Annotated in this window: 15 protein-coding genes; 4 read left to right on the top strand and 11 right to left on the bottom strand. The window is 61.7% G+C overall.

What is annotated here, in order from left to right; all coding sequences use genetic code 11:
* Window positions 1–60: 60 nt before the first annotated feature.
* Window positions 61–495, bottom strand: a complete 435-nt coding sequence (locus ASD07_RS01535; RefSeq protein ID WP_055924130.1) for a hypothetical protein — start codon at window positions 493–495, stop codon at window positions 61–63.
* A gap of 155 nt (window positions 496–650) precedes the next feature.
* On the opposite strand from ASD07_RS01535, the gene ASD07_RS01530 reads away from it, so the two are divergent.
* Window positions 651–836 (top strand): hypothetical protein, encoded by a 186-nt coding sequence (locus tag ASD07_RS01530; RefSeq protein ID WP_055924127.1) that lies wholly within the window; start codon window positions 651–653, stop codon window positions 834–836.
* A gap of 118 nt (window positions 837–954) precedes the next feature.
* On the opposite strand, the gene ASD07_RS01525 is transcribed toward ASD07_RS01530, so the two are convergent.
* Genes ASD07_RS01525 through ASD07_RS01505 form a run of 5 tightly spaced genes read right to left on the bottom strand, consistent with a single transcriptional unit; the run spans window position 955 to window position 7,384 of the window.
* On the bottom strand, window positions 955–1,326 hold the full coding sequence (locus tag ASD07_RS01525) for a hypothetical protein (protein ID WP_055924124.1): 372 nt from the start codon (window positions 1,324–1,326) through the stop codon (window positions 955–957).
* Window positions 1,327–1,386: 60 nt separating this feature from the next.
* The gene (locus tag ASD07_RS01520; protein WP_055924121.1) at window positions 1,387–4,485 is read right to left on the bottom strand and encodes an efflux RND transporter permease subunit; all 3,099 of its coding nucleotides are present in this window, start codon (window positions 4,483–4,485) and stop codon (window positions 1,387–1,389) included.
* 7 nt (window positions 4,486–4,492) lie between these two features.
* On the bottom strand, window positions 4,493–5,608 hold the full coding sequence (locus ASD07_RS01515; RefSeq protein ID WP_055924119.1) for an efflux RND transporter periplasmic adaptor subunit: 1,116 nt from the start codon (window positions 5,606–5,608) through the stop codon (window positions 4,493–4,495).
* A gap of 10 nt (window positions 5,609–5,618) precedes the next feature.
* Window positions 5,619–6,161 (bottom strand): hypothetical protein, encoded by a 543-nt coding sequence (locus ASD07_RS01510; protein WP_055924116.1) that lies wholly within the window; start codon window positions 6,159–6,161, stop codon window positions 5,619–5,621.
* Window positions 6,158–7,384, bottom strand: a complete 1,227-nt coding sequence (locus ASD07_RS01505) for a TolC family protein (RefSeq protein WP_082507050.1) — start codon at window positions 7,382–7,384, stop codon at window positions 6,158–6,160. The genes ASD07_RS01510 and ASD07_RS01505 overlap by 4 nt, the downstream gene beginning before the upstream one ends.
* An 898-nt stretch (window positions 7,385–8,282) precedes the next feature.
* Here ASD07_RS01505 and ASD07_RS01495 point away from each other — a divergent pair.
* The 3 genes from ASD07_RS01495 to ASD07_RS01485 are packed head-to-tail and all read left to right on the top strand — an operon-like array spanning window position 8,283 to window position 11,181.
* Window positions 8,283–9,317, top strand: a complete 1,035-nt coding sequence (locus ASD07_RS01495; RefSeq protein ID WP_229207021.1) for a sensor histidine kinase — start codon at window positions 8,283–8,285, stop codon at window positions 9,315–9,317.
* Window positions 9,314–10,093, top strand: a complete 780-nt coding sequence (locus tag ASD07_RS01490) for a LytTR family DNA-binding domain-containing protein (RefSeq protein ID WP_055924111.1) — start codon at window positions 9,314–9,316, stop codon at window positions 10,091–10,093. The genes ASD07_RS01495 and ASD07_RS01490 overlap by 4 nt, the downstream gene beginning before the upstream one ends.
* A complete protein-coding gene (locus ASD07_RS01485; protein WP_082507049.1) occupies window positions 10,087–11,181 on the top strand; it encodes a S41 family peptidase in 1,095 nt (364 codons plus the stop codon). Before ASD07_RS01490 ends, ASD07_RS01485 begins: the two co-directional genes overlap by 7 nt.
* Before the next feature lie 352 nt (window positions 11,182–11,533).
* On the opposite strand, the gene kdpE is transcribed toward ASD07_RS01485, so the two are convergent.
* From kdpE to kdpA, 5 genes are read right to left on the bottom strand one after another with little or no spacing between them, the layout of a single operon-like run.
* Window positions 11,534–12,253, bottom strand: a complete 720-nt coding sequence (gene kdpE / locus ASD07_RS01480) for a two-component system response regulator KdpE (RefSeq protein WP_055924104.1) — start codon at window positions 12,251–12,253, stop codon at window positions 11,534–11,536.
* Entirely contained in the window at window positions 12,250–14,949 is a 2,700-nt protein-coding gene (kdpD, locus tag ASD07_RS01475; RefSeq protein WP_055924101.1) for a two-component system sensor histidine kinase KdpD, read from the bottom strand. The genes kdpE and kdpD overlap by 4 nt, the downstream gene beginning before the upstream one ends.
* 1 nt (window position 14,950) lies before the next feature.
* The gene (gene kdpC / locus ASD07_RS01470; RefSeq protein ID WP_055924098.1) at window positions 14,951–15,535 is read right to left on the bottom strand and encodes a potassium-transporting ATPase subunit KdpC; all 585 of its coding nucleotides are present in this window, start codon (window positions 15,533–15,535) and stop codon (window positions 14,951–14,953) included.
* Window positions 15,536–15,548: 13 nt separating this feature from the next.
* Window positions 15,549–17,660, bottom strand: a complete 2,112-nt coding sequence (gene kdpB / locus ASD07_RS01465; protein ID WP_156397810.1) for a potassium-transporting ATPase subunit KdpB — start codon at window positions 17,658–17,660, stop codon at window positions 15,549–15,551.
* Window positions 17,661–17,671: 11 nt separating this feature from the next.
* On the bottom strand, window positions 17,672–19,483 hold the full coding sequence (gene kdpA / locus ASD07_RS01460) for a potassium-transporting ATPase subunit KdpA (RefSeq protein WP_055924093.1): 1,812 nt from the start codon (window positions 19,481–19,483) through the stop codon (window positions 17,672–17,674).

The following is a 19,483-nucleotide window of genomic DNA, read 5'->3' as shown; positions in this document are numbered from 1 at the left end:
ATCCAGCCCTAAATACGCCCTTATCGACGGCCGGCGCGAGTGATGGCAAAGCCGATGTTCTTAGGATATGGCGGGGCCCGAGTCCGTTAGCCAGGATAACGCCATGATGATGTTCTTTCCCTCAAAAAGGGCGAGACCACGCATGATTGGCACGGTCAGAATCACGGTCGACAGCGAAGCACCCAGTGCGATATTCACCACTGGTTGCATGCGATTGGCAATCGCCGCGCGCACGGCGGTGAGGATTTCAGGGCTTGCCGATATGAATGCCACCACGACAGCGGCGATGTTCGGCGGGACGCCGCTTTCGGCTAAGCCCGCATCCAGTGTCTTGGCCATGACTTCGGCCAATAGGCCGATGATGATGACAGCAACGACCAGAAGCACGATCGAAGCGTGTGCGCTTCCCGGATGGCCGTGCCCGGCCACACCGGTTTCGGCGTAGCTGTAACTGAAGAAATAGCTATGACTTGTTGTTTGCGAACGAAGCAACATTGGTACAGCACCGCCATAATCGCGATTGTGAAGATCGCGTAGGAGATACCGGCTGCTGGGGGCAAGAAGGCTGGGACGATCATCGAAATGCCGATAGCCGTCAGGATCATCACGACGTATGTGTTGCCTGAGTCGACGTTGTAGGGCTGCTCGCCATGGCGCAAGCCGCCCAATACAGCGGCTATGCCAAGGATAACGACTTCCACCAATACTGCCGCGAGCGTGAGAGTCATGCTGCCATAGGGTTCGCCAACCTTTTCGGCAAGGACTTCGGCGTGGTGGGCAACGCGCCGCGACGCCAGCATGATGGCACCGATCAGGAGTCCAGCAGCTGCAAGTGATGCAGCCTGGCCCGCTGCCAGGGCTGCATGTTCCAGTGGGAAGGTGAAAGCTGCCATCGGGGCAGCAATACCCTAAGATGCCGGCGGAGCCGGTGTGGGCCGCCGCCGGTGGGGATTGTTACTTGATCGAGAAGCGCACGCTCATGGTGCTCTTGTCGGGGAACACGATGGCGGCCACCACTTTGGTGCCGGCGGTGACTTTGTCGCCAGTCTTGGCAACCAGGGTGTTGCCGCTGCCTGCGGTGAGCGGCGCTTCCGATTTCTCGGTGCCTTTCAGGACGGTCAAGGTGCCGGAGCCGCCAGCCATTGCGACTTCTTTGCCGTGATCGTCGACGTAGATCGTGGTCTGGCCATCCTTGTTGACCAGCTCAAATGACATGTCGCCGGCGGATTTGACAATGCCGCCATGTTTTGCCGGGCTTTCGTGAGCCATTGCCTGGCCACCTGCCATGGCGAGCGTGAAGGCCATGAGTGCCATTAGTTTTTTCATTGCAGACTCCTTAGAGAATTGCGGCAGCTTGCTTGGGCGCTGCCGCATGCCCATTTTGCGTCAATATGTTTCGTTGGCGCTACCCGCCACAAGTTGCTCCAGCGGCTTGCGGCCCACCTTCCAAAAGATCAGTGGGGTCAGGAGCGAGTCGAGTAATGTGGAACTCACCAAACCGCCAAAGATCACCACGGCAACAGGGTGCAGGATCTCCTTGCCGGGTGCTTCCGCCGAGAGCAGCAGCGGCGTCAAGGCGAAGGCTGCCACCAGTGCGGTCATCAGTACCGGTGTCAGGCGTTCCAGCGAGCCGCGGACGATCATCGGCCAGCCAAACGTTTCCCCCTCGAACTTGCACAGGTTGACGTAGTGGCTCACTTTGAGAATCCCGTTGCGCGTGGCGATGCCTGCCAGCGTAATGAAGCCGACCATCGACGCCACCGACAGCGCTACGCCGGCGATCCACATGGCGATGACGCTACCGACAAGCGCGAACGGGATATTGCCCATGATGACGAGTGCCAGCGTGCCAGAACGATAGCGGGAATACAGGACCAGGAAGATCATCAGCAGGGAGCCGAGCGAAAGGCCGAGGATCAGGCGTTGCGCCTGCTCCTGCGCCTGGAACTGTCCCTCAATGCTGATAAAGTAGCCGCCAGGCAGAGTAGTAGCGTCGACCGATTTACGAACGTCGCCGATAATGCGCGACATGCTGGAGCCGTCGGTGTTGGCATATACCACGATGCGGCGGCGGCCATTCTCGCGTCCGATCTGGTTGGGGCCATCGCTCTCCTCAACGGTGGCCACACTGGAGAGCGGAATGCGGCCCGCCGGGCTGTCCAGCATCAGGCGCTCCAGGTCTTGCGGCGTACGTTGCGCATCCGCCAGGCGCACCACCAGATCATACCGGCGCGCACCGTCGATTACCTGGGTGACCCGTGTGCCTTCAGCCAGCGCTTCAATGGCCGTCAGCACTTGTCCTGGCGCCAAGCCATGCTGGGCGGCCTTACGGTAGTCGATGTGTACCTTCACTTGCGGGATCAGGACCTGTCGCTCAACCGACAGGTCAACCAGGCCCGGTACCGATTGCAATTTGCCGCGCAGCGTATCAGCCAGTCCACGCAGCGTATCGATGTCGTCGCCGTAGATCTTCAATGCGATCTGCGCGCGCACGCCGGACAGCAGGTGGTCAAGTCGGTGCGAAATCGGCTGGCCGATGGCGACCGATGCGGGGATCGCCGACAGCTGGGCGCGGATTGCGGCCATGACCTCCTCGCGGCTGCGCTTGGACGGCTTGAGATCGACGTCGATCTCGGAGGAATGGACGCCTTCGGCGTGTTCGTCGAGTTCCGCGCGCCCGGTGCGGCGCCCCACCTTGGTGACCTCAGGCACCTGGCCGATTAACGTTTCGGCCAGGGAACCCAGCCGGTTGGCCTCGGCCAGCGAGGTGCCCGGCGTGAACATCATGCCCATCACCAGCGAGCCTTCGTTGAATGCCGGCAGGAAGGCGCGCGGGAAGAAGGGCACCGAGGCGGCGGCAAGTACCACGAGCACCGCTGCGCTCGACAGAATGACCTTCATGCGGGGGAAGCACCACGCCAGCAGTCTTTCATCGAACGCCTTCAAGCGCGTGACCAGCGGACTGTCGCGGTGCACTTTGAGCAGCGACGCTGGCAGCAGGTAGTAGGCCAGGACCGGTGTCACCGTCATCGATACCAGCAGCGAGGCCAAAATCGAAGCGATGTAGGCGATGCCGAGCGGTGCAAATAAACGGCCTTCAATACCGGGCAGCGCGAAGAGCGGTACGAATACCAGTACCACGGTTGCGGTAGCGTAGACGATGGCCGAGCGCACCTCCACCGAGGCTTGCCAGATCACCTCCAAGACCGACACGCCCTCTTCGCGGCGCTGGCGTAGGCGGCGCTGGATGTTCTCCACGTCCACCACCGCATCGTCGACCAGTTCTCCAATCGCAATGGCCAGGCCGCCGAGGGTCATGACGTTGATCGATTGTCCGAGCAGGTGGAAGGCGAGGGCGGTCAATGCCAGTGACAGGGGGATTGCAACCAGCGAAATGGCCGTGGCGCGTGCGCTGAGCAGGAATGCAAACAGTACCACCGCGACCAGGATCGCGCCGTCGCGCAGGGCGTCCTGTACGTTACCTATCGAAGCATCAATAAAGTTCGCCTGCCTGAACAGCACCTGCGGCGCAGCGATGCCTGCCGGCAGGCCTTGTTTGAGCTCGGCTAGTGCGCTTTCGATATCGCGTGTCAGGCGCACGGTGTCGCCGGCTGGCTGCTTTTGCACGCTGACGATGACCGCTGGCTTGCCGTTCATACCGGCGTCGCCGCGCTTGAAGGCTGGCGCATAGCGTACGCTGGCCACTTGCTCCAGCAATACAGGTGTGCCGTTGCGCCAGGCAACGGCCAAACCTTTCGCGTCCTCCAGCTTGCTGGTGCGTCCAAGATTGCGGATCAGGTATTCGCGGCTGTTCAGGTCAATGAAGCCGCCGCTGGTGTTGGCTGCGTAACCGCGCAAGGCACTGGTGACTTGCTCCAGCGTCACGTTGAATTGCGCCATGCGCGCCGTGTCCGGCGCAACCCGCAATTGCCGCACCTCGCCCCCGATGGGGATCACCTGCGAAACGCCGGGAATCGACAGCAAGCGTGGACGTAGCACGAAGTCCGCATATTCCCGTGCGCGCATCGGATCGGTCTTCGCCTGGTCGATCGGCAGCGCGATCAGCATGATCTCGCCCATGATGGACGATACCGGACCCATGAGCGGGGTAACCTGTCCCGGCAATTGTTCTTTGACCAGTGCGATTCGCTCTGAAACCAGTTGGCGATTGCGATAGGGATCGGTGCCCCAATCGAACTCAGCGTATACGATGGAGAGGCCAACGCCGGACACGGAGCGCACTCGGCTCACGCCGGGCATGCCGTTGAGTGCTGTTTCAATCGGGAACGATACCAGCTGCTCCACTTCCTCGGGCGCCATGCCGCCAGCCTCCGACAGTACCGTGACCACCGGCTTGTTCAGGTCAGGGAACACGTCGACTGGAGTGCGCCCTGCCGTCAGCGCGCCATATACCATCAGGAGCGCGGCAGCGGCCAGCACGAACAGTCGGTTGCCCAGGCTGAAACGAACTAAGTAACTAAACATGGCGCTCCTAGCGGATCTGGTTGATCAGCGCGGCACCAGACACCACCACACGGTGTTCCGGGCTCAGGCCCTTAGTGACGACGACCGTGTGCGCATCCAGTGACTTGGCCTCGACAGGCTGGGCGATGAAGCGCATGGCGCCGGACTTGATCCACACCACCGTCTCATTGGCTGGATTGCGAACCAAGGCCGCAGCGGGCAAGGCGATGCCTTTCTCTGTCGTTTTCAAGCGCGCCAGCACGGTGACCGGCTGGCCCACGGCGAGCTGTAAGCCGGCTCCCTTGGCCTGGAAGTGCACCGGCAATGCACCGTCACGCAGGCTGCGCGCGCCGCCTAGCAGGCGCAGTTGCGCCTCCGGTGCCTGCACCAGGCTCGCCGTCGCAATGCGATTGGCAAGGCTGACATCTGGAGTGGTGGCCTCGACCAGCATGCGTTCCGGGTGGACCACTTCGAACAGCACGTCGCGCGACTCGACGATCTGTCCAGTCATCACGAGCGCGCTGGCCAGGACTCCATCGGTGGGGGCAACAATCGGTTCAGCACCGCCGACTGCCGCACTGATCGCTTTATCGCGCCCTTGCAAGCTTGCCAGTTCGGCGCGCGCGGCGTCGATATCCTTTTGTGGAACCGTGCCTTCCAGTGATTCGAGGCGCTTTACGCGCTGCTCAAGCAGGTTGCGGTTGGCGCGGAGGTCTGCTAGCGCCGCCTGCTGGGCGCCTCGTTCCGCCGCACTGGCGACAGGGCGCAGCAGTGCCAGGACTTCTCCTTTGCGTACCGCCTGGCCGGGCACCGGCAATCCCTTCGGACCGGCTTCGATGCGACCGGCAAACGGCGCCTGGACGCGACCTCCGGCGTTGGGATCAATCGCGGTGCGTCCATTCAGTTCGACCGTGACAGGATGTTCTCCGGCCTCCGCTCTGACGGTGCGAATCGCCATGCGGCGCTGCGCCAACTTCGGCACATTGACGCTGCCATCGGGCAGCCGCGCCAATCCGCTGGCGCTCGTGGCGTTAGCGCCGTCGAGGTGTTCGCCGTTCGGGCCGTGCGCCCCAGGGGACGCTTGTGCAGCAACGCTGGAAGCAAGCAATGAAGCCAGCGCTATTAGTTTCAGTTTCGTGTTCATGGTGTTCTATTCACTTCTTGGCAGTCAGGCGGCGGCGCAGGATCAAGCCGCCCGCCAGCAGGAACAATGCAGCGCCGCCAGCCCAGTAAGTCCAAAGCGGCAGGCCCGCTTGCGCGTGCTGCGCTGCGCGCGGCACGTCCAATGCCCCTTCCAGCAGGTCGCTTTCATTGCCTGCGACGAAGGTGAACATCAACTGGTGCTTTCCGGGGGTAGATATCGCCTGCAGAAACTTTGGATCGTCAATCGCGTAATCGCCGAGGTCCGAATGGAACTTGGCCTGCGCCTTTATCCCTTGGTATTGGACTTCCAGCTTGCCGTTCAGTACAGGCTCGTTGGTGTCATAACGGTCGATCATGACCGACAATTCGCCGCCTGACAGGTGACCGACGAGTTCAAACAACTCGGTAAAGGTTTCAATGCGTGGGACGCTGCCGGTACTGGTAACCGATGCCGGGCCGTCCAGGTGTTCGCCGTTGGGGCCGTGTGCGCCTGGCGAAGCGAAAACTGGCGCGACTAGCGCCAGCAAAAACAACAATGTGGTCAGTCGTTTCATGGAATGATTCCTAATGCTTGGTTAAGTTCAGCCCGCGCCATACCCAAGGCTACGCGCTGCTGGCGAAGCGCGATCTGGGCCTCATGGCTCAGAATCCTGGAGCGCAGCAGTTCCGGCAGCGCGCGCTCGCCTGCGGCAAAAGCTTTGTCGAAGAGTCGGGTGTGCTCCTGCATGGCGCCAGCACGCTGCTCGGCCAGGCGAAGCGCTTCTTCGGCATCGGCTAAGCGGTCGCGCGCGAGTGCAATGTCTGCCTGTGCCTGGGCCTCTAGCTGGGCCAGGTCGGCGCTGGCCGAAGCCAGCTGCGTGGTCGCGGCGGCTTCCGCGGGACGGTTGCGCTGCTGACCGATCAGCGGGATTTGCAAGGCTATGCCGATGCTGCGATCGTTTGGCATACCGACGCCATCGCGCTCACGCCGCATTGATACCGCCACCGTCGGTGCTGACGCCGGCTGGGCCCGCACTGCCGCAATGGCCGCGCGGGCGCGTAGCTCGGCGGCCCGTGCCGCTTGGAGGCGCAGGGGAATCGGTTCGCCAGATGGCGCCACAGGCTCGATTTCAACGTCGGGCAAGGTGGTCATCCCGGTCAGGACGGAAAACCGTGCCAGTGCAGCTTTCGCGTCGGTTCGGGCTGCGATGAAATTGCTGTGTGCCAGTGATACTTCTTGGCTCGCAAGCAGTACATCACTGCGCGCCAGATCGCCAGCCTTGACGCGCCGTTCGACGTCATTAGCCAGTTCTTGCAGGTGGGACCAGTGGTCGGCGCGCTCGATCTCAATTTCCTTGGCGGCGCGAGCCTGCCATAGCCGTGTTCGCACCTGGCCGGAAATTTCAAGCTTGGCCTGCGCCAGTTGTGAGGCAAGTTCGTTGGCACTGGCATTGGCGAGATCCGTGCGGCGTGCCTTTTGACCAGGAGTCCAGATTGGGGCCGATAACGATATCTCGGATTCTCGTCGCTCGTGCCGGTCTGTCCATTGGTCAGTACGCTGTAAAATGCCCAGCGTCGGCGCGCTGGCGAGCCATGAATCCGCAAGTGCCAGGCCAGCGGCCGCTTCATCCTGTCGCGCTTCCAAGGTGCGGACTTGGGGCGAGCGCTGCCAGGCGTTTTCGACAAGGATATGAAGGGTAGCCTGCGGCGCAGAGGGCTGCGCAGGCTGCGCGAACGCCAAGGCTGGCCCCAACAGGGCCAGCCCGGCGAAAGCGCGGGGCAGTCTAAAGACGTGCATGGGTACTACTCCATCGGATGATTAGGAATCAGCGAGGAATGCGGGCACGATGCGGCTTTGCCGCAATCAAAGGGATGTGCTGGGCACCCTCGGCAGTTTAGCCGAGGGCGAGTGCGGGAGGCCGGTGCGGTAGCTCCAGCATTGGATCAGGAATATAGGCGATAACACGGGCAGAAACGATCTCTACCAGCTGGTCAGGCGCTGCGGCGACTGCCGGGAGCAGCAAACCAGTAGGCTGTGGTGAACAGGAATGATCCTGCACATGCTGGACCGATTCGTCGGACGCGTCGAAGTGAATTGACCCGTCGGCCTCGTGGTGATGGCTCACGTGCTCGTCATGCAGTACCCCGTGCGCAAACGAGCGATCCCCAGTTTGAATATCCTCGCTCCAATGCCTGGCAAAGCCTTGCAATGGTAGGCAAAACATTAATAGGATACAGAGAAGTTGGCGCATAGGTGAGGGCGATTATAGCAGTGGGAACGCCACGTGCAAGTTGTACTCGACTTTGCTCGTCCGATTGGGCGCCTTATGGTTGCGGAGTCCAGAAAGTGATTGCAGTTGCCGCAACCATCCTCGCTAGCTGACCGAGAATGAATCTGGGCCGCCCCGGTGGACTATATTCGCTAGCGTTCGGCAGCGCGGACGAGCTTGTTCCAAATGAACAGGGCTGATTGCATCATCGTCGAGGTGTAGCGGGCACACGAACATCCTTACCTCGATCTCCGACCGCCTGGGCTGCAAGATATGCACGGGACGCCGCAAATGAATCGACCGCCGCCAGGCCATCGTCTAAGGTGAAGCCTTTGGTATCTTTGGGCGTTCTATGCGTGTATTGCTTTCTATTCGTCGGGTGATCGAAACGCTAGAATTGCGGAATTGCATTGTTGGAAACCCCGCGTGAAAGTCGAAACCCCTTTACTTGTTCCTGTGCTGGCCGCACTGCCGGTGTCAGCCTGCATGGTCATTTTGGGCCTACCCGCCGTCAGTGATCACTATATCGTTGCCTTTCGTACGCTGTTCCTGGTCGCCTGCATGCTATGGCTTATTCCGCTGACGCTGCTGCAGCGGGCCATGTGGCGTCGCGATTGGTCCTGGCTGCGCATGGGATTGATACTGCTGGTGATTACCTATGCCATGGCCATTACGAACGCCCTGCTGGGGCAGTCTTTCGGGATCGCGCTCGGAATGGAAACCGGCTATCAATGGGGCCGGCTGGCACGCGGACTGGATAGCTGCTGGCTGGCGCTGATCGCCTTTTGTGCGGTCCACGCGATGGGTGCCTACTATCTGTCCCTGCAACAGGTGCGTTTGCATCTGGCCCAGGCGCAAGGCGCCGCGCGCGATGCCGAGCTGCGCGCACTGCGACTGCAGGTCAATCCACACTTCCTGTTCAATTCCCTGAACGCGGTATCCGCGCTGGTGTCGGCCCAGTCCAACCGGGAGGCCAATCGCATGCTGGCGTCACTGTCCGACTTTCTGCGCGCCACCCTGGCGCATGACGGTCGCCACGAGCATGCGCTGGCCGATGAACTGGCCCTGCTCGATGCCTACCTCGCCATCGAAAAGGCGCGGCTTGGCGAACGCCTGCGCCTGACGATGAAGGTCGGCCCCGACCTGCTGGACAGCGTCGTGCCTTACCTGATCCTGCAACCGCTGGTGGAGAACGCGATCCGTCACGGCATTGCTCCGCTGCCGACGCCCGGGGGGCTCGACATTCTGGTCGAGCGTGAGGGCAAGCGCCTGCTGATCGACGTAAAGAACGATGGCCAGAAGCGGCCGCACTCGGCCAGCGGCATCGGCCTGGCGAACGTCAGAGAACGCTTGCGCCACCTGTATGGCGCGGAGCATCAGGTGGATGCCGGCTGGAGTATGGACGACCGCTTCCAGGTTCGAATCGCCATGCCACTGCGCGCTATGGAGGTGGCAGCATGAACATCCGCGTCGTGATCATCGACGACGAGCCGCTGGCCAGGCTGGCAGTCAAAGTCAGGCTGGCGCGTCGCGACGGCTTCGAGCTGGTGGGTGAATTCGGGGACGGCACCAGCGCTCTCGAAGGTATTGTGGCGCTGCGGCCCGACTTGGTGTTCGTCGACGTCGAAATGCCAGGCAAGTCCGGCATCGAGGTGCTGGCCGCGCTGCCGCCGGCGCAGCGGCCGATGGCGATCCTGCTCACTGCCTACGACAGCTTTGCCCTGCAAGCCTTCGAACTGGCCGCCCTCGATTACCTGCTTAAGCCGGTCGATGACGAACGTTTCGACGAAGCGCTTGACCGCGCACAGCAGGCTTTTCCTTACCGCAGCCAGGGCCGAGCCGTTGCATCGGCCGCTGAACCGGCGCTGCAAAGTTTCAGTGTGCGCGTCGGAACGCGCACGGTGCTGGTGCCGGTGGCGGAGGTTGAGCGCATCGAGGCCGACGGCGACTATGCGTCCCTGCATTCAAATGGGACGACCTGGCTGGTGCGCGAACGCCTGCACAGCCTGGCCCGGCAGCTCGATCCGCGCCAATTCCACCGGGTACATCGATCAACTATCGTGCGGCTGGACATGATCGCCGAGCTGCGCTCGCTCACCAACCGCGATGCCTTGCTGCGCATGCGTGACGGTAGTGTCCTGCGCGCCAGCCGCACTTATATGCCCGCCTTGGCGGCTGCGCTGCAGCAGCGCAAAACGAGGCCCGATTCGCAGTCCAACCTGGAGAATGTATGTTAGTTAGTAAGAAGCTTGTCGCAGGCGCTGTATTGAGCATGCTGTTGTCTTCGTCCGCACTGGCAGCGGATGACGCTCCGTTGAACGCATCCGAGCGCGCTGCGATCGTGCAGACGCTGGTCGCGAAAATGAACGCAAATTACATTGAGCCCGCCGTGGCCGAACGCGTTGGCCGTGCGATTGCAAACAAGAATGCCAAGGGGGGATATGCGTCCGCCGCCGGCGCGAAATCATTCAGCGAGGCATTGGCCAAGGATTTGCGCGAAATCAGTGGTGACAAGCACTTCGGCGCCAGGGTGTTTGAAGGATTCAATGACTCTAACGGTGCTGCCGAGCCGCTCAGCCGTGCCCAGATCGACGACTGGCGCGAGCAGATCGAGCGGCGCGGTTATGGCATCCAAAAGATCGAGCGCCTTCCCGGAAACGTTGGCTATATCGAGCTACGCAATTTCGGCAGCCCGGAATTCGTCGCCCCGGCATACACTGCGGCGATGTCGCTCATGGTCGGAACGGATGCGCTGATCCTCGACCTGCGCCGCAACGGTGGCGGCAGCCCGACGAGTGTGGCGTACCTGATGAGCCACTTTTTCCCGGTCGGCGATCACCGGCACCTGATCGACATGTACAACCGACCGGAGAATACAACGCAGCAGTATTGGACTGTACCGACGGTCGGACAGCGTTACGACAAGCCGGTGTACGTGTTGACCTCGGCTCGCACCTTTTCCGGCGGGGAGGATTTCGCTTACGGCATCCAGGCGCACAAGCGCGGGACGGTGGTCGGGGAGGTCACCGGCGGCGGCTCCAATCCTGTGGGGTGGTTCAGCTTGGGCCATGACATTGCTGTTGCGATCCCGACCTCGCGCACGACCAATGTTGTCACCAAAACCAACTGGGAGCATGTCGGTGTGAAACCCGACATCGCGGCGACTGCGGCGCAAGCGCTGCAAATGGCACACGCCACCATCCTGCGCAACCTGGTCGCTTCCGCAAAGGAAGACAAAGGACGCACCGAGCTGCAACGCCTGCTGGCCATGGTGGAGAAGGGGGAAGCCGAGCAGCCAGTCTATTTCCTCAGGGGTGAGCGTTAATCGACTTTCCATGCGAGGATGCAATGTAGTCTGGTGAGCAGATCTGAGCTTACCTGGCATGGCCTTTGATCGCATCATCTTCGACGTGTAAGAACATCGACGCGGATCGTGAGCAATAGTGGCGTTTTGAACTAATCTCGTTGATAACCGAATGGAAGTGACAGAATATTAACTGTCGTTTCCATTGGTAACTCAATAGTGGCTCTGTTGGGGCCATTATTGTCCGCATTGCTCAAGCTCTTCGCCACACGCGGCTACCGCGTGTTGAGTGTGTAGCAGGATTATTGCCACGAGGGTATGGCAGCCTACCGTTTGGAAAAGCGCCTGCTGCCGGCCGCGCCATGCGGGTGAATCAGTCGCCCGAGGCCGACAATTGCAGCCGGTACCCGACTGCCGTCTCGGTGATCAGGTACTGGGGCTGCGCCGGATCGTCTTCCAATTTGTGGCGCAGATGTCCCATGTAGATACGCAGATAATGGCCGTTGTCTGCTTGGGCCGGCCCCCATACCGCGCGCAGCAATTGCGGGGCGGTCAGTACCCGGTTGGCATTGGCCACCAGCACCGACAGCAGGCGGTATTCGGTCGGCGTCAGGTGCACATGCTCGCCGCGCTTGGTGACCCGGCGAACCGGCAGGTCCACTTCAACTTCCCCGAACCTGACGCTGCCGGACAAGGTCGATTGCGGCTGGCGCAGGCGCCGTTGCGCGGCGCGCACGCGCGCCAGCAATTCGCCAACGCCGAACGGTTTACCGAGGAAGTCATCGGCGCCGGCATCAAGGGCCTTGATCTTGTCGGCTTCATCGACCCGCGCCGAAAGCACGATGACGGGCACATTGGACCACTTGCGCAGGTCGGCGATCAGGTCAATGCCATCGCCATCCGGCAGCCCCAGGTCGAGGATGATCAGGTCCGGGCGACGGGTGCCGGCATCGATCAGGCCGCGTGCCAGGTTGGCCGATTCGTGCACGTGCCAACCTTCTTCTTCCAATGCGCTGCGTACGAAGCGGCGGATCTGGGGTTCATCTTCGACCAGCAAGGCGGTGGGAATGATCTCGGCTTGTTGCTTGTTCATACTTCCTCAATTTCAGGGGCCTGGGGCGGGGTTCCGACAGGCAGCGTAAACACCACCGCGGCACCGCCCAGCGGCGACTTGTCGGCGCGGATCGTGCCGCCGTGGGCTTCGACGATGGCGCGGCAAATCGCTAGGCCCAGGCCGACACCAGGCTTGGCAGACTCTTTTTCGCCGCGGGTGAATTTTTCAAAGATCGCTTCCTCGCGTCCGCGCGGCAGGCCCGGGCCGTTATCGTACACCATCACACGCACCAGATCGCCGCGCTGTACGGCGTAGATCACGATGGAGGAAGCTGGCGGCGTGTACTTGGCCGCGTTTTCAATTAGGTTGCAGAGCACGCGTTCGATAAGGACCGCATCGAAGCGCAGCAGCGGCAAGTCGAGCGCCAGTTGCGTGCTAACCTTATGCTCTTGCAACTGCAGTCGGCTGGCGCGCAAGGCACTGCCCACGACTTCCTCGAGGGGTTGCCACTGTAAGTTGAACTTCAGTTCACCGCTTTCGATGCGCGCCATATCAAGCAGGTTGGCGACCAGTGCACTCATGCGAAGCGATTCCGTGTGCAGGCATTGCGCGAGATCGAGCTGTTGGGGCGACAACGGTGGACGCGAGCTGGCCAGTGATTCGGAGAAGCCTACCAGCGAAGTGAGCGGTGTGCGCAGGTCATGCGACAAAGCGGCAAGGAGCGAGTTGCGCAGTCGCTCCGATTCCATGCTGATCAGGGCATTTTGTGCCACTTCGATATAGTGGACACGCTCCAGTGCAATCGCCGCCAGAGCAGCAAACGTCTCAAGATGCTGCCGTTGTTCGGGAATCATGATCCAGCGTCGTTGCGGAGGCTCGATGGCCAGGATGCCACGTGTGCGCATAGGCGCAACCAGCGGCATGTAAAACAGCGGACTGGCGGGGAGTGTGTCGGTCCCGATGCCCGCACTTTCGGCATGGTCAAAGGCCCACTGCGCCACGCCCAGGTCGAATGCGGCGTTGGATGCTACGCCGCTTGGAAGGTGCAGGCGACCATTATCGTCCGGCACGAGCAGCGTGGCTTTGGCGCCGAACGTGCTTCGAGTGAATTGCGCGGTGGTGTCGAAGATCTGTTCCGTCTGCAGCGCGCCCGATAGTTCGCGCGCGAACTCATACAACGCGCGCGCTCGCGACTCACGGTAGGACGCAACCCGCGCCTGGAATCGCAGGCCCGCAGTCAGATGCCCGGTAATCAACCCGACTGCAAGCATGACGATGAAGGTGATCGTGTACTGCAGGTCCGAAATGGCAAAGCTGAAACGCGGTGGTACAAAAAAGAAGTCGAAACAGGCGACGCTGACGCAGGTCGCCAGTACCGACGGACCGCGGCCAAAGCGGACCGCAACGATGAACACCACCAGCAGGAACAGCATGGCGATGTTGGCGAGGTCCAGCCACCCGATCAGGGGGGTCGCGAGAAGAGCCATTCCGACGCTGGCACCGGCCGCGATCGCGTAGCCGGTCACATTGCGCTTGATGATCTCCGCCTGTTCGTCAGCATCGGTGGTGGGGGCGGGGCGCGGCGCTTCGTCTCGCCTATCGACCGCGACCTCGATCAAGTCGACGTCGGGTGCATACGATGCAAGTGAACGGATATGGGAGCGGCGCCATGGCCACGTCGTATGGCCGCGCCCCATCGTGATCTTGGACAGGTTGTGGCTGCGTGCATAGTCGACCGCAGTGGCCGCGATGTCGCTGCCGGAAAGCACTGCAGTATCAGCGCCAAGGTCCTGCGCCAGCTTGAGCGTTTGCAGGATGCGTTCCCGCTCGGTCGTCGGGAGTCGTTGCAGGCTGGGCGTTTCGACGTAGATGGCATGCCACTCCGTGCCAAGCTGTCCGGCCAGGCGTGCGGCGCTGCGCACCACCTGTTCGCAGCCAGGGCGTGGGCCCACCAGCGCCAGGACCGATGCTCCGGTCTTCCAGATATTGTCGATGGACTTTTCGACACGGTAGGCGCGTACATCGTCCTCGATGCGGTCGGCAGTGCGACGCAGGGCCAGCTCACGCAGGGCAATCAGGTTCCCTTTGCGGAAGAAGTTGTTGGCGGCGCGTTCCGCTTGCTGCGTGTGGTACACCTTGCCGCCCTTCAGGCGAGCCAGCAATTCGTCGGCGGGGATATCCACCAGCACCACTTCATCGGCGGCATCGAATACGGTGTCCGGCACCGTCTCGTTAACCTGTATGCCAGTAATGCCACCGACCACGTCATTGAGGCTCTCCAGGTGCTGCACGTTGACTGTGCTGAAGACATTGATGCCGGCTTCCAATAATTCCTCGACGTCTTGCCAGCGTTTCGGATGGCGCGAACCAGGCGCGTTGGAATGGGCCAGCTCGTCGATCAAGACCAGCGGTGGCTGGCGCTCGAGTGCGGTGTCGATGTCGAATTCGCCGAGAGACTTGCCCCGGTAGGCAATCTGCTTGAGGGGCAGGATGTCCAGGCCATCGAGCAGTGCAGCAGTCTCGCTGCGGCTGTGGGTCTCGACGATGCCGACCAGGACCGGTTGCCCAGCGGCCTGCAGCTGGCGGGCGGCTGACAGCATGGCGTAGGTTTTGCCCACCCCAGCCGACGCCCCGAAATAGATACGCAGTTTGCCCCGCGCTGCCTTGCGCTCCTGTGCCTGTACTTGCGCCAGGAGTGCATCGGGGTCTGGGCGGTCGTCGTCGAGTGGAATCATATCAGCGAGTATGCGGTGTTTTACCGTCCAGCGCCAGGTTCAGGGCCAGGACGTTTACGCGCGGTTCGCCGAAGACGCCGAAGTACTGCTTGTTCGAATGCTGTTCAACCAGCTTTTGTAGCAGCTCCGGCGTCATACGGCGCTGGTCCGCAACTCGATGGAGCTGGTACTGCGCGGCTGCCAAGCTGATTTCGGGGTCCAGCCCGCTGCCCGAAGCAGTCACCAGGTCGACCGGGATCGGCGCCTTGTTATCTGGATCGGCTGCCTTCAGCGCATCCACACGGCCCTTGACGGCGTCCGTGAAGGCCGGGTTCTGCGGCCCCTGGTTGGAAGCGGAAGAACCGTTGGCGTTATATGGCATCGGGCCAGTGGCAGACGGCCGTCCCCAGAAGTATTTGGGCGAGGTGAACTGCTGGCCAATCAGCGTCGAGCCAATTGCCTTGCCGTCCACTTCAATGATGGAGCCAGACGCCTGGTGGGGGAACAGGGCATGGCCAGCGCTGGTCACGGCCAGCGGGTAGATTACGCCAGTGGCCAGGGTCAGTGCCCCGAACAGCACGAGGGCGGGGCGGAAAGTCGAAATCATAGGGTTCTCCAGCTTATACGAGGTTGAGTGCTGCCAGCAGCAGGTCGATTAGCTTGATGCCGATGAACGGCAGGATCAGGCCGCCGATGCCGTAGATCAGCAGGTTGCGGCGCAGCAGCACGGTGGCGCCGATGGCGCGGTAGCGCACACCTTTCAGGGCCAGCGGGATCAGGAAGACGATGATCAGTGCATTGAAGATCACCGCCGACATGATGGCTGAGTTTGGGCTCGACAGGTGCATGATGTCCAATGCCTTCAACTGCGGGTAGGTACCCACGAAGGCCGCCGGGATGATGGCGAAGTACTTCGCCACATCGTTGGCAATCGAGAAGGTGGTCAGCGAGCCGCGCGTCATCAGCATCTGTTTTCCGATCTCCACGATCTCCAGCAGCTTGGTCGGGTTGGAATCCAGGTCAACCATGTTGCCGGCCTCTTTCGCGGCCTGGGTGCCGGAGCTCATGGCGACCGCCACATCGGCCTGAGCCAGCGCCGGGGCGTCGTTGGTGCCGTCACCGGTCATGGCCACTAGCCGGCCGTCGGACTGGTAATTGCGGATCAGCTTGAGCTTGTCTTCCGGGGTTGCTTCGGCCAGGAAGTCATCCACACCCGCTTCGGCGGCGATCGCGGCAGCGGTCACCTTGTTATCGCCCGTGATCATCACAGTCTTGATGCCCATGCGGCGCAGCTCGGCAAAACGTTCCTTGATGCCGCCCTTGACGATGTCCTTCAGTTCCACCACGCCCATGACGTGGCCGGAATCGGCCACCACCAGTGGCGTGCTGCCGCGGCGCGACACGTCGTCGACGCTACGCAGGACTTCAGCGGGAAATTCCTTGCCCATTGCTTCCACGTGCTTGCGCACGGCTTCGGCGGCGCCCTTGCGCACTTCACGGCCATCCATATCAACGCCGCTCATGCGGGTATTGGCGGAGAACGGCAGGAAGGTGGCGTGAACCGGCGACAGCTCGCGTTCGCGGATGTTGAACTTCTGCTTGGCCAGCACGACGATGCTGCGGCCTTCCGGCGTTTCATCGGCCAGCGAGGCAAGTTGCGCCACATCTGCCAGCTCACGCTCGGTGACGCCTGGCGCCGCAAAGAAGGCCGAAGCCTGGCGGTTGCCGAGGGTAATGGTGCCAGTTTTGTCCAGCAGAAGGACGTCGACGTCACCAGCGGCTTCCACCGCCCGGCCCGAGGTAGCGATCACGTTCGCCTGCATCATGCGGCTCATCCCGGCCACACCAATGGCCGATAGCAGACCGCCGATGGTGGTCGGAATCAGGCAAACCAGCAGCGCGATTAGTACTGTGATGGTGATGGGGGTGCCGGATTGCGCCACTTCCACCGAGAACATGGACATCGGCAGTAGGGTTGCGGTCACCATCAAGAACACGATCGTCAGTGCCACCAGCAGGATGGTCAGGGCGATCTCGTTCGGGGTCTTCTTGCGCTTGGCGCCTTCCACCATGGCGATCATGCGGTCGAGGAAAGTCTCACCCGGATTGGCGGTGACCTGCACTACCAGCCAGTCGGACAACACGCGAGTGCCGCCCGTAACGGAGGAAAAGTCGCCGCCCGATTCTCGGATCACGGGCGCTGATTCTCCCGTAATGGCGCTTTCGTCCACCGAGGCCACGCCTTCGATGACGGTGCCGTCGATGGGGACCACGTCGCCGGCTTCCACCAGCACGTAGTTGCCCTTGCGCAGATCGGTGGCAGGGCATGGCAACCACGTGGTGCCATGCTTGGGCATCGACAGCTTCTTCGAGGTGACGCTCTGCTTCAGGCTGCGCAGCGAAGCGGCTTGTGCCTTGCTACGGCCTTCAGCCAGCGCTTCGGCGAAGTTGGCGAAAAGGACGGTGAACCACAGCCAGATGCTGGTGGCCAGGATAAAGCCCGAACTGGCTTCTCCTTGGCCAGTCAGAGACTGGATGTAGAGCAGCGTGGTGATGATGCTGCCGACGTAGACCACGAACATCACCGGGCTGCGGAGCTGCACCGCTGGACTGAGCTTCTTGAAAGAGTCAACAATGGCAGGCACCACCAGTTGCGAGTCAAGCAGCTTCAGGCGTTTGCTCGGCTGCAGGGTATGCATCGCCATTTCTTGTTGGGTTTGAGCTTGCGACATAAAGGCGCTCCTTATTTATACAGTTGCAGGTGTTCGATGACCGGGCCGAGGGCCAGGGCAGGAACGTAGTTCAGGACGCCGACCAGCAGCACCACGGCCACCAGCAGGAATACGAACATCAGGCCGTGGGTCGGCATGGTGCCGGAAGTGACTTGCAGGCGTTGCTTGCCAGCCAGCGAACCGGCGATGGCCAGCACTGGCACAATCATGGCGAAGCGGCCGAACCACATGGCGATCGCCAACATGGTGTTATAAAACGGTGTATTGGCTGAGATGCCGGCAAACGCGCTGCCGTTGTTGTTGGCGGCGGAACTGAAGGCGTACAGGATTTCGGTGAAGCCATGCGCGCCAGGATTGGCCACCGCTACCTTGCCCGGTTCTGTCATAACGGCAATCGCGGTACCCACGAGCACCAGGGTCGGCGTGACCAGGATGGCGATTGAGGTCATCTTCATTTCATAGGACTGAATCTTCTTGCCGAGGTATTCTGGGGTGCGTCCAATCATCAGGCCGGCGATGAACACTGCCATGATGGCGAAGATCAGCATGCCATACAGGCCCGAGCCAACGCCGCCGAATACTACTTCGCCCAGCTGCATCAGCAGGGTCGGGCCCATGCCGCCCAGGGGGGTGTAGGAATCGTGGAAACTGTTCACCGCGCCGCAGGAAGCGGCGGTGGTGACGGCCGCGAACAGGCCGGAGGCCGAGATGCCGAAGCGCGCTTCCTTGCCTTCCATATTGCCGCCCGGCTGCAGTGGGCCTGCCGACTGGTCGATCCCCATCGCTTGCAGGGCCGGGTGGCTGGTCTGTTCAGCAGCCATAATGCCCCCCGCCGCCACCACGAACATGATGCTCATGGCGCCAAGTACTGCCCAGCCCTGGCGGCGATCGCCCACCAGGTGGCCAAACGCAAAGCACAATCCGGCGGGAATCAGGAAGATCGCCAGCATCTGGCTGAAGTTCGACAATGGGGTTGGATTTTCGTAGGGGTGCGCCGAGTTGGCGTTGAAGAAACCGCCACCGTTGGTGCCGAGCATTTTGATCGCTTCCTGGGAAGCGACCGGGCCCATGGCGATCAACTGGGTGCTGGCAGATTTATCTTCCATCACAGGCTGGCCGGCTGCATCCTTCAATGGCTGGCCCTCAGCATCGGTCTTCGGTGCGGAATAGGCAACGCTCTCGACCAAGTTTACTTCCTGGTACGTGGAGAAGTTTTGGATCGCGCCTTGGCCGACCAAGAACACGGCGTAGACGAAAGAGAGCGGCAGCAGGACGTACAACGTGATGCGGGTCAGGTCGACCCAGAAATTGCCGATCGACTTGGCGGAGCGCGCGGCGAATCCGCGAATCAGGGCAAATGCGACGGCAATACCGGTGGCGGCCGACAGGAAGTTCTGCGGCGCGAGCGCGAGCATCTGGCTCAGGTAGCTCATGGTTTGTTCACCCACATAGCCCTGCCAATTGGTGTTGGCGACGAAGCTCACCGCGGTATTGAACGAGGAGTCCGGGCTAACGTTGCCCAGCCCTTGCGGGTTGAGTGGCAGCCATTGCTGAAGGCGCTGTACCGTGTAGGCAAAGAGTGTTCCTAGAGTGTTAAATGCCAGCAGCGAAATCGCATAGGCTTTCCAACCCATGCCTTGCTTCTCGGACTCCAGTGGAACGCCGGCCGCGCGGTAGAGCAGCCTTTCCACAGCGCCCAGTAAGCCCAGGCCCGGCACCTTGCGGCCGTCGGCCACGCGCGCCAGCCAGCCGCCCAGTGGCCAGGCGGCGGCGATCAGCACCACCATGAAAACCGCCAATAACAGGAAGGATTGGGTGGTCAT

It is taken from the genome of Duganella sp. Root336D2, from assembly GCF_001425005.1.
Classification (GTDB): Bacteria; Pseudomonadota; Gammaproteobacteria; order Burkholderiales; family Burkholderiaceae_D; genus Rugamonas.
This window is presented reverse-complemented; position numbering and strand designations above follow the sequence as displayed.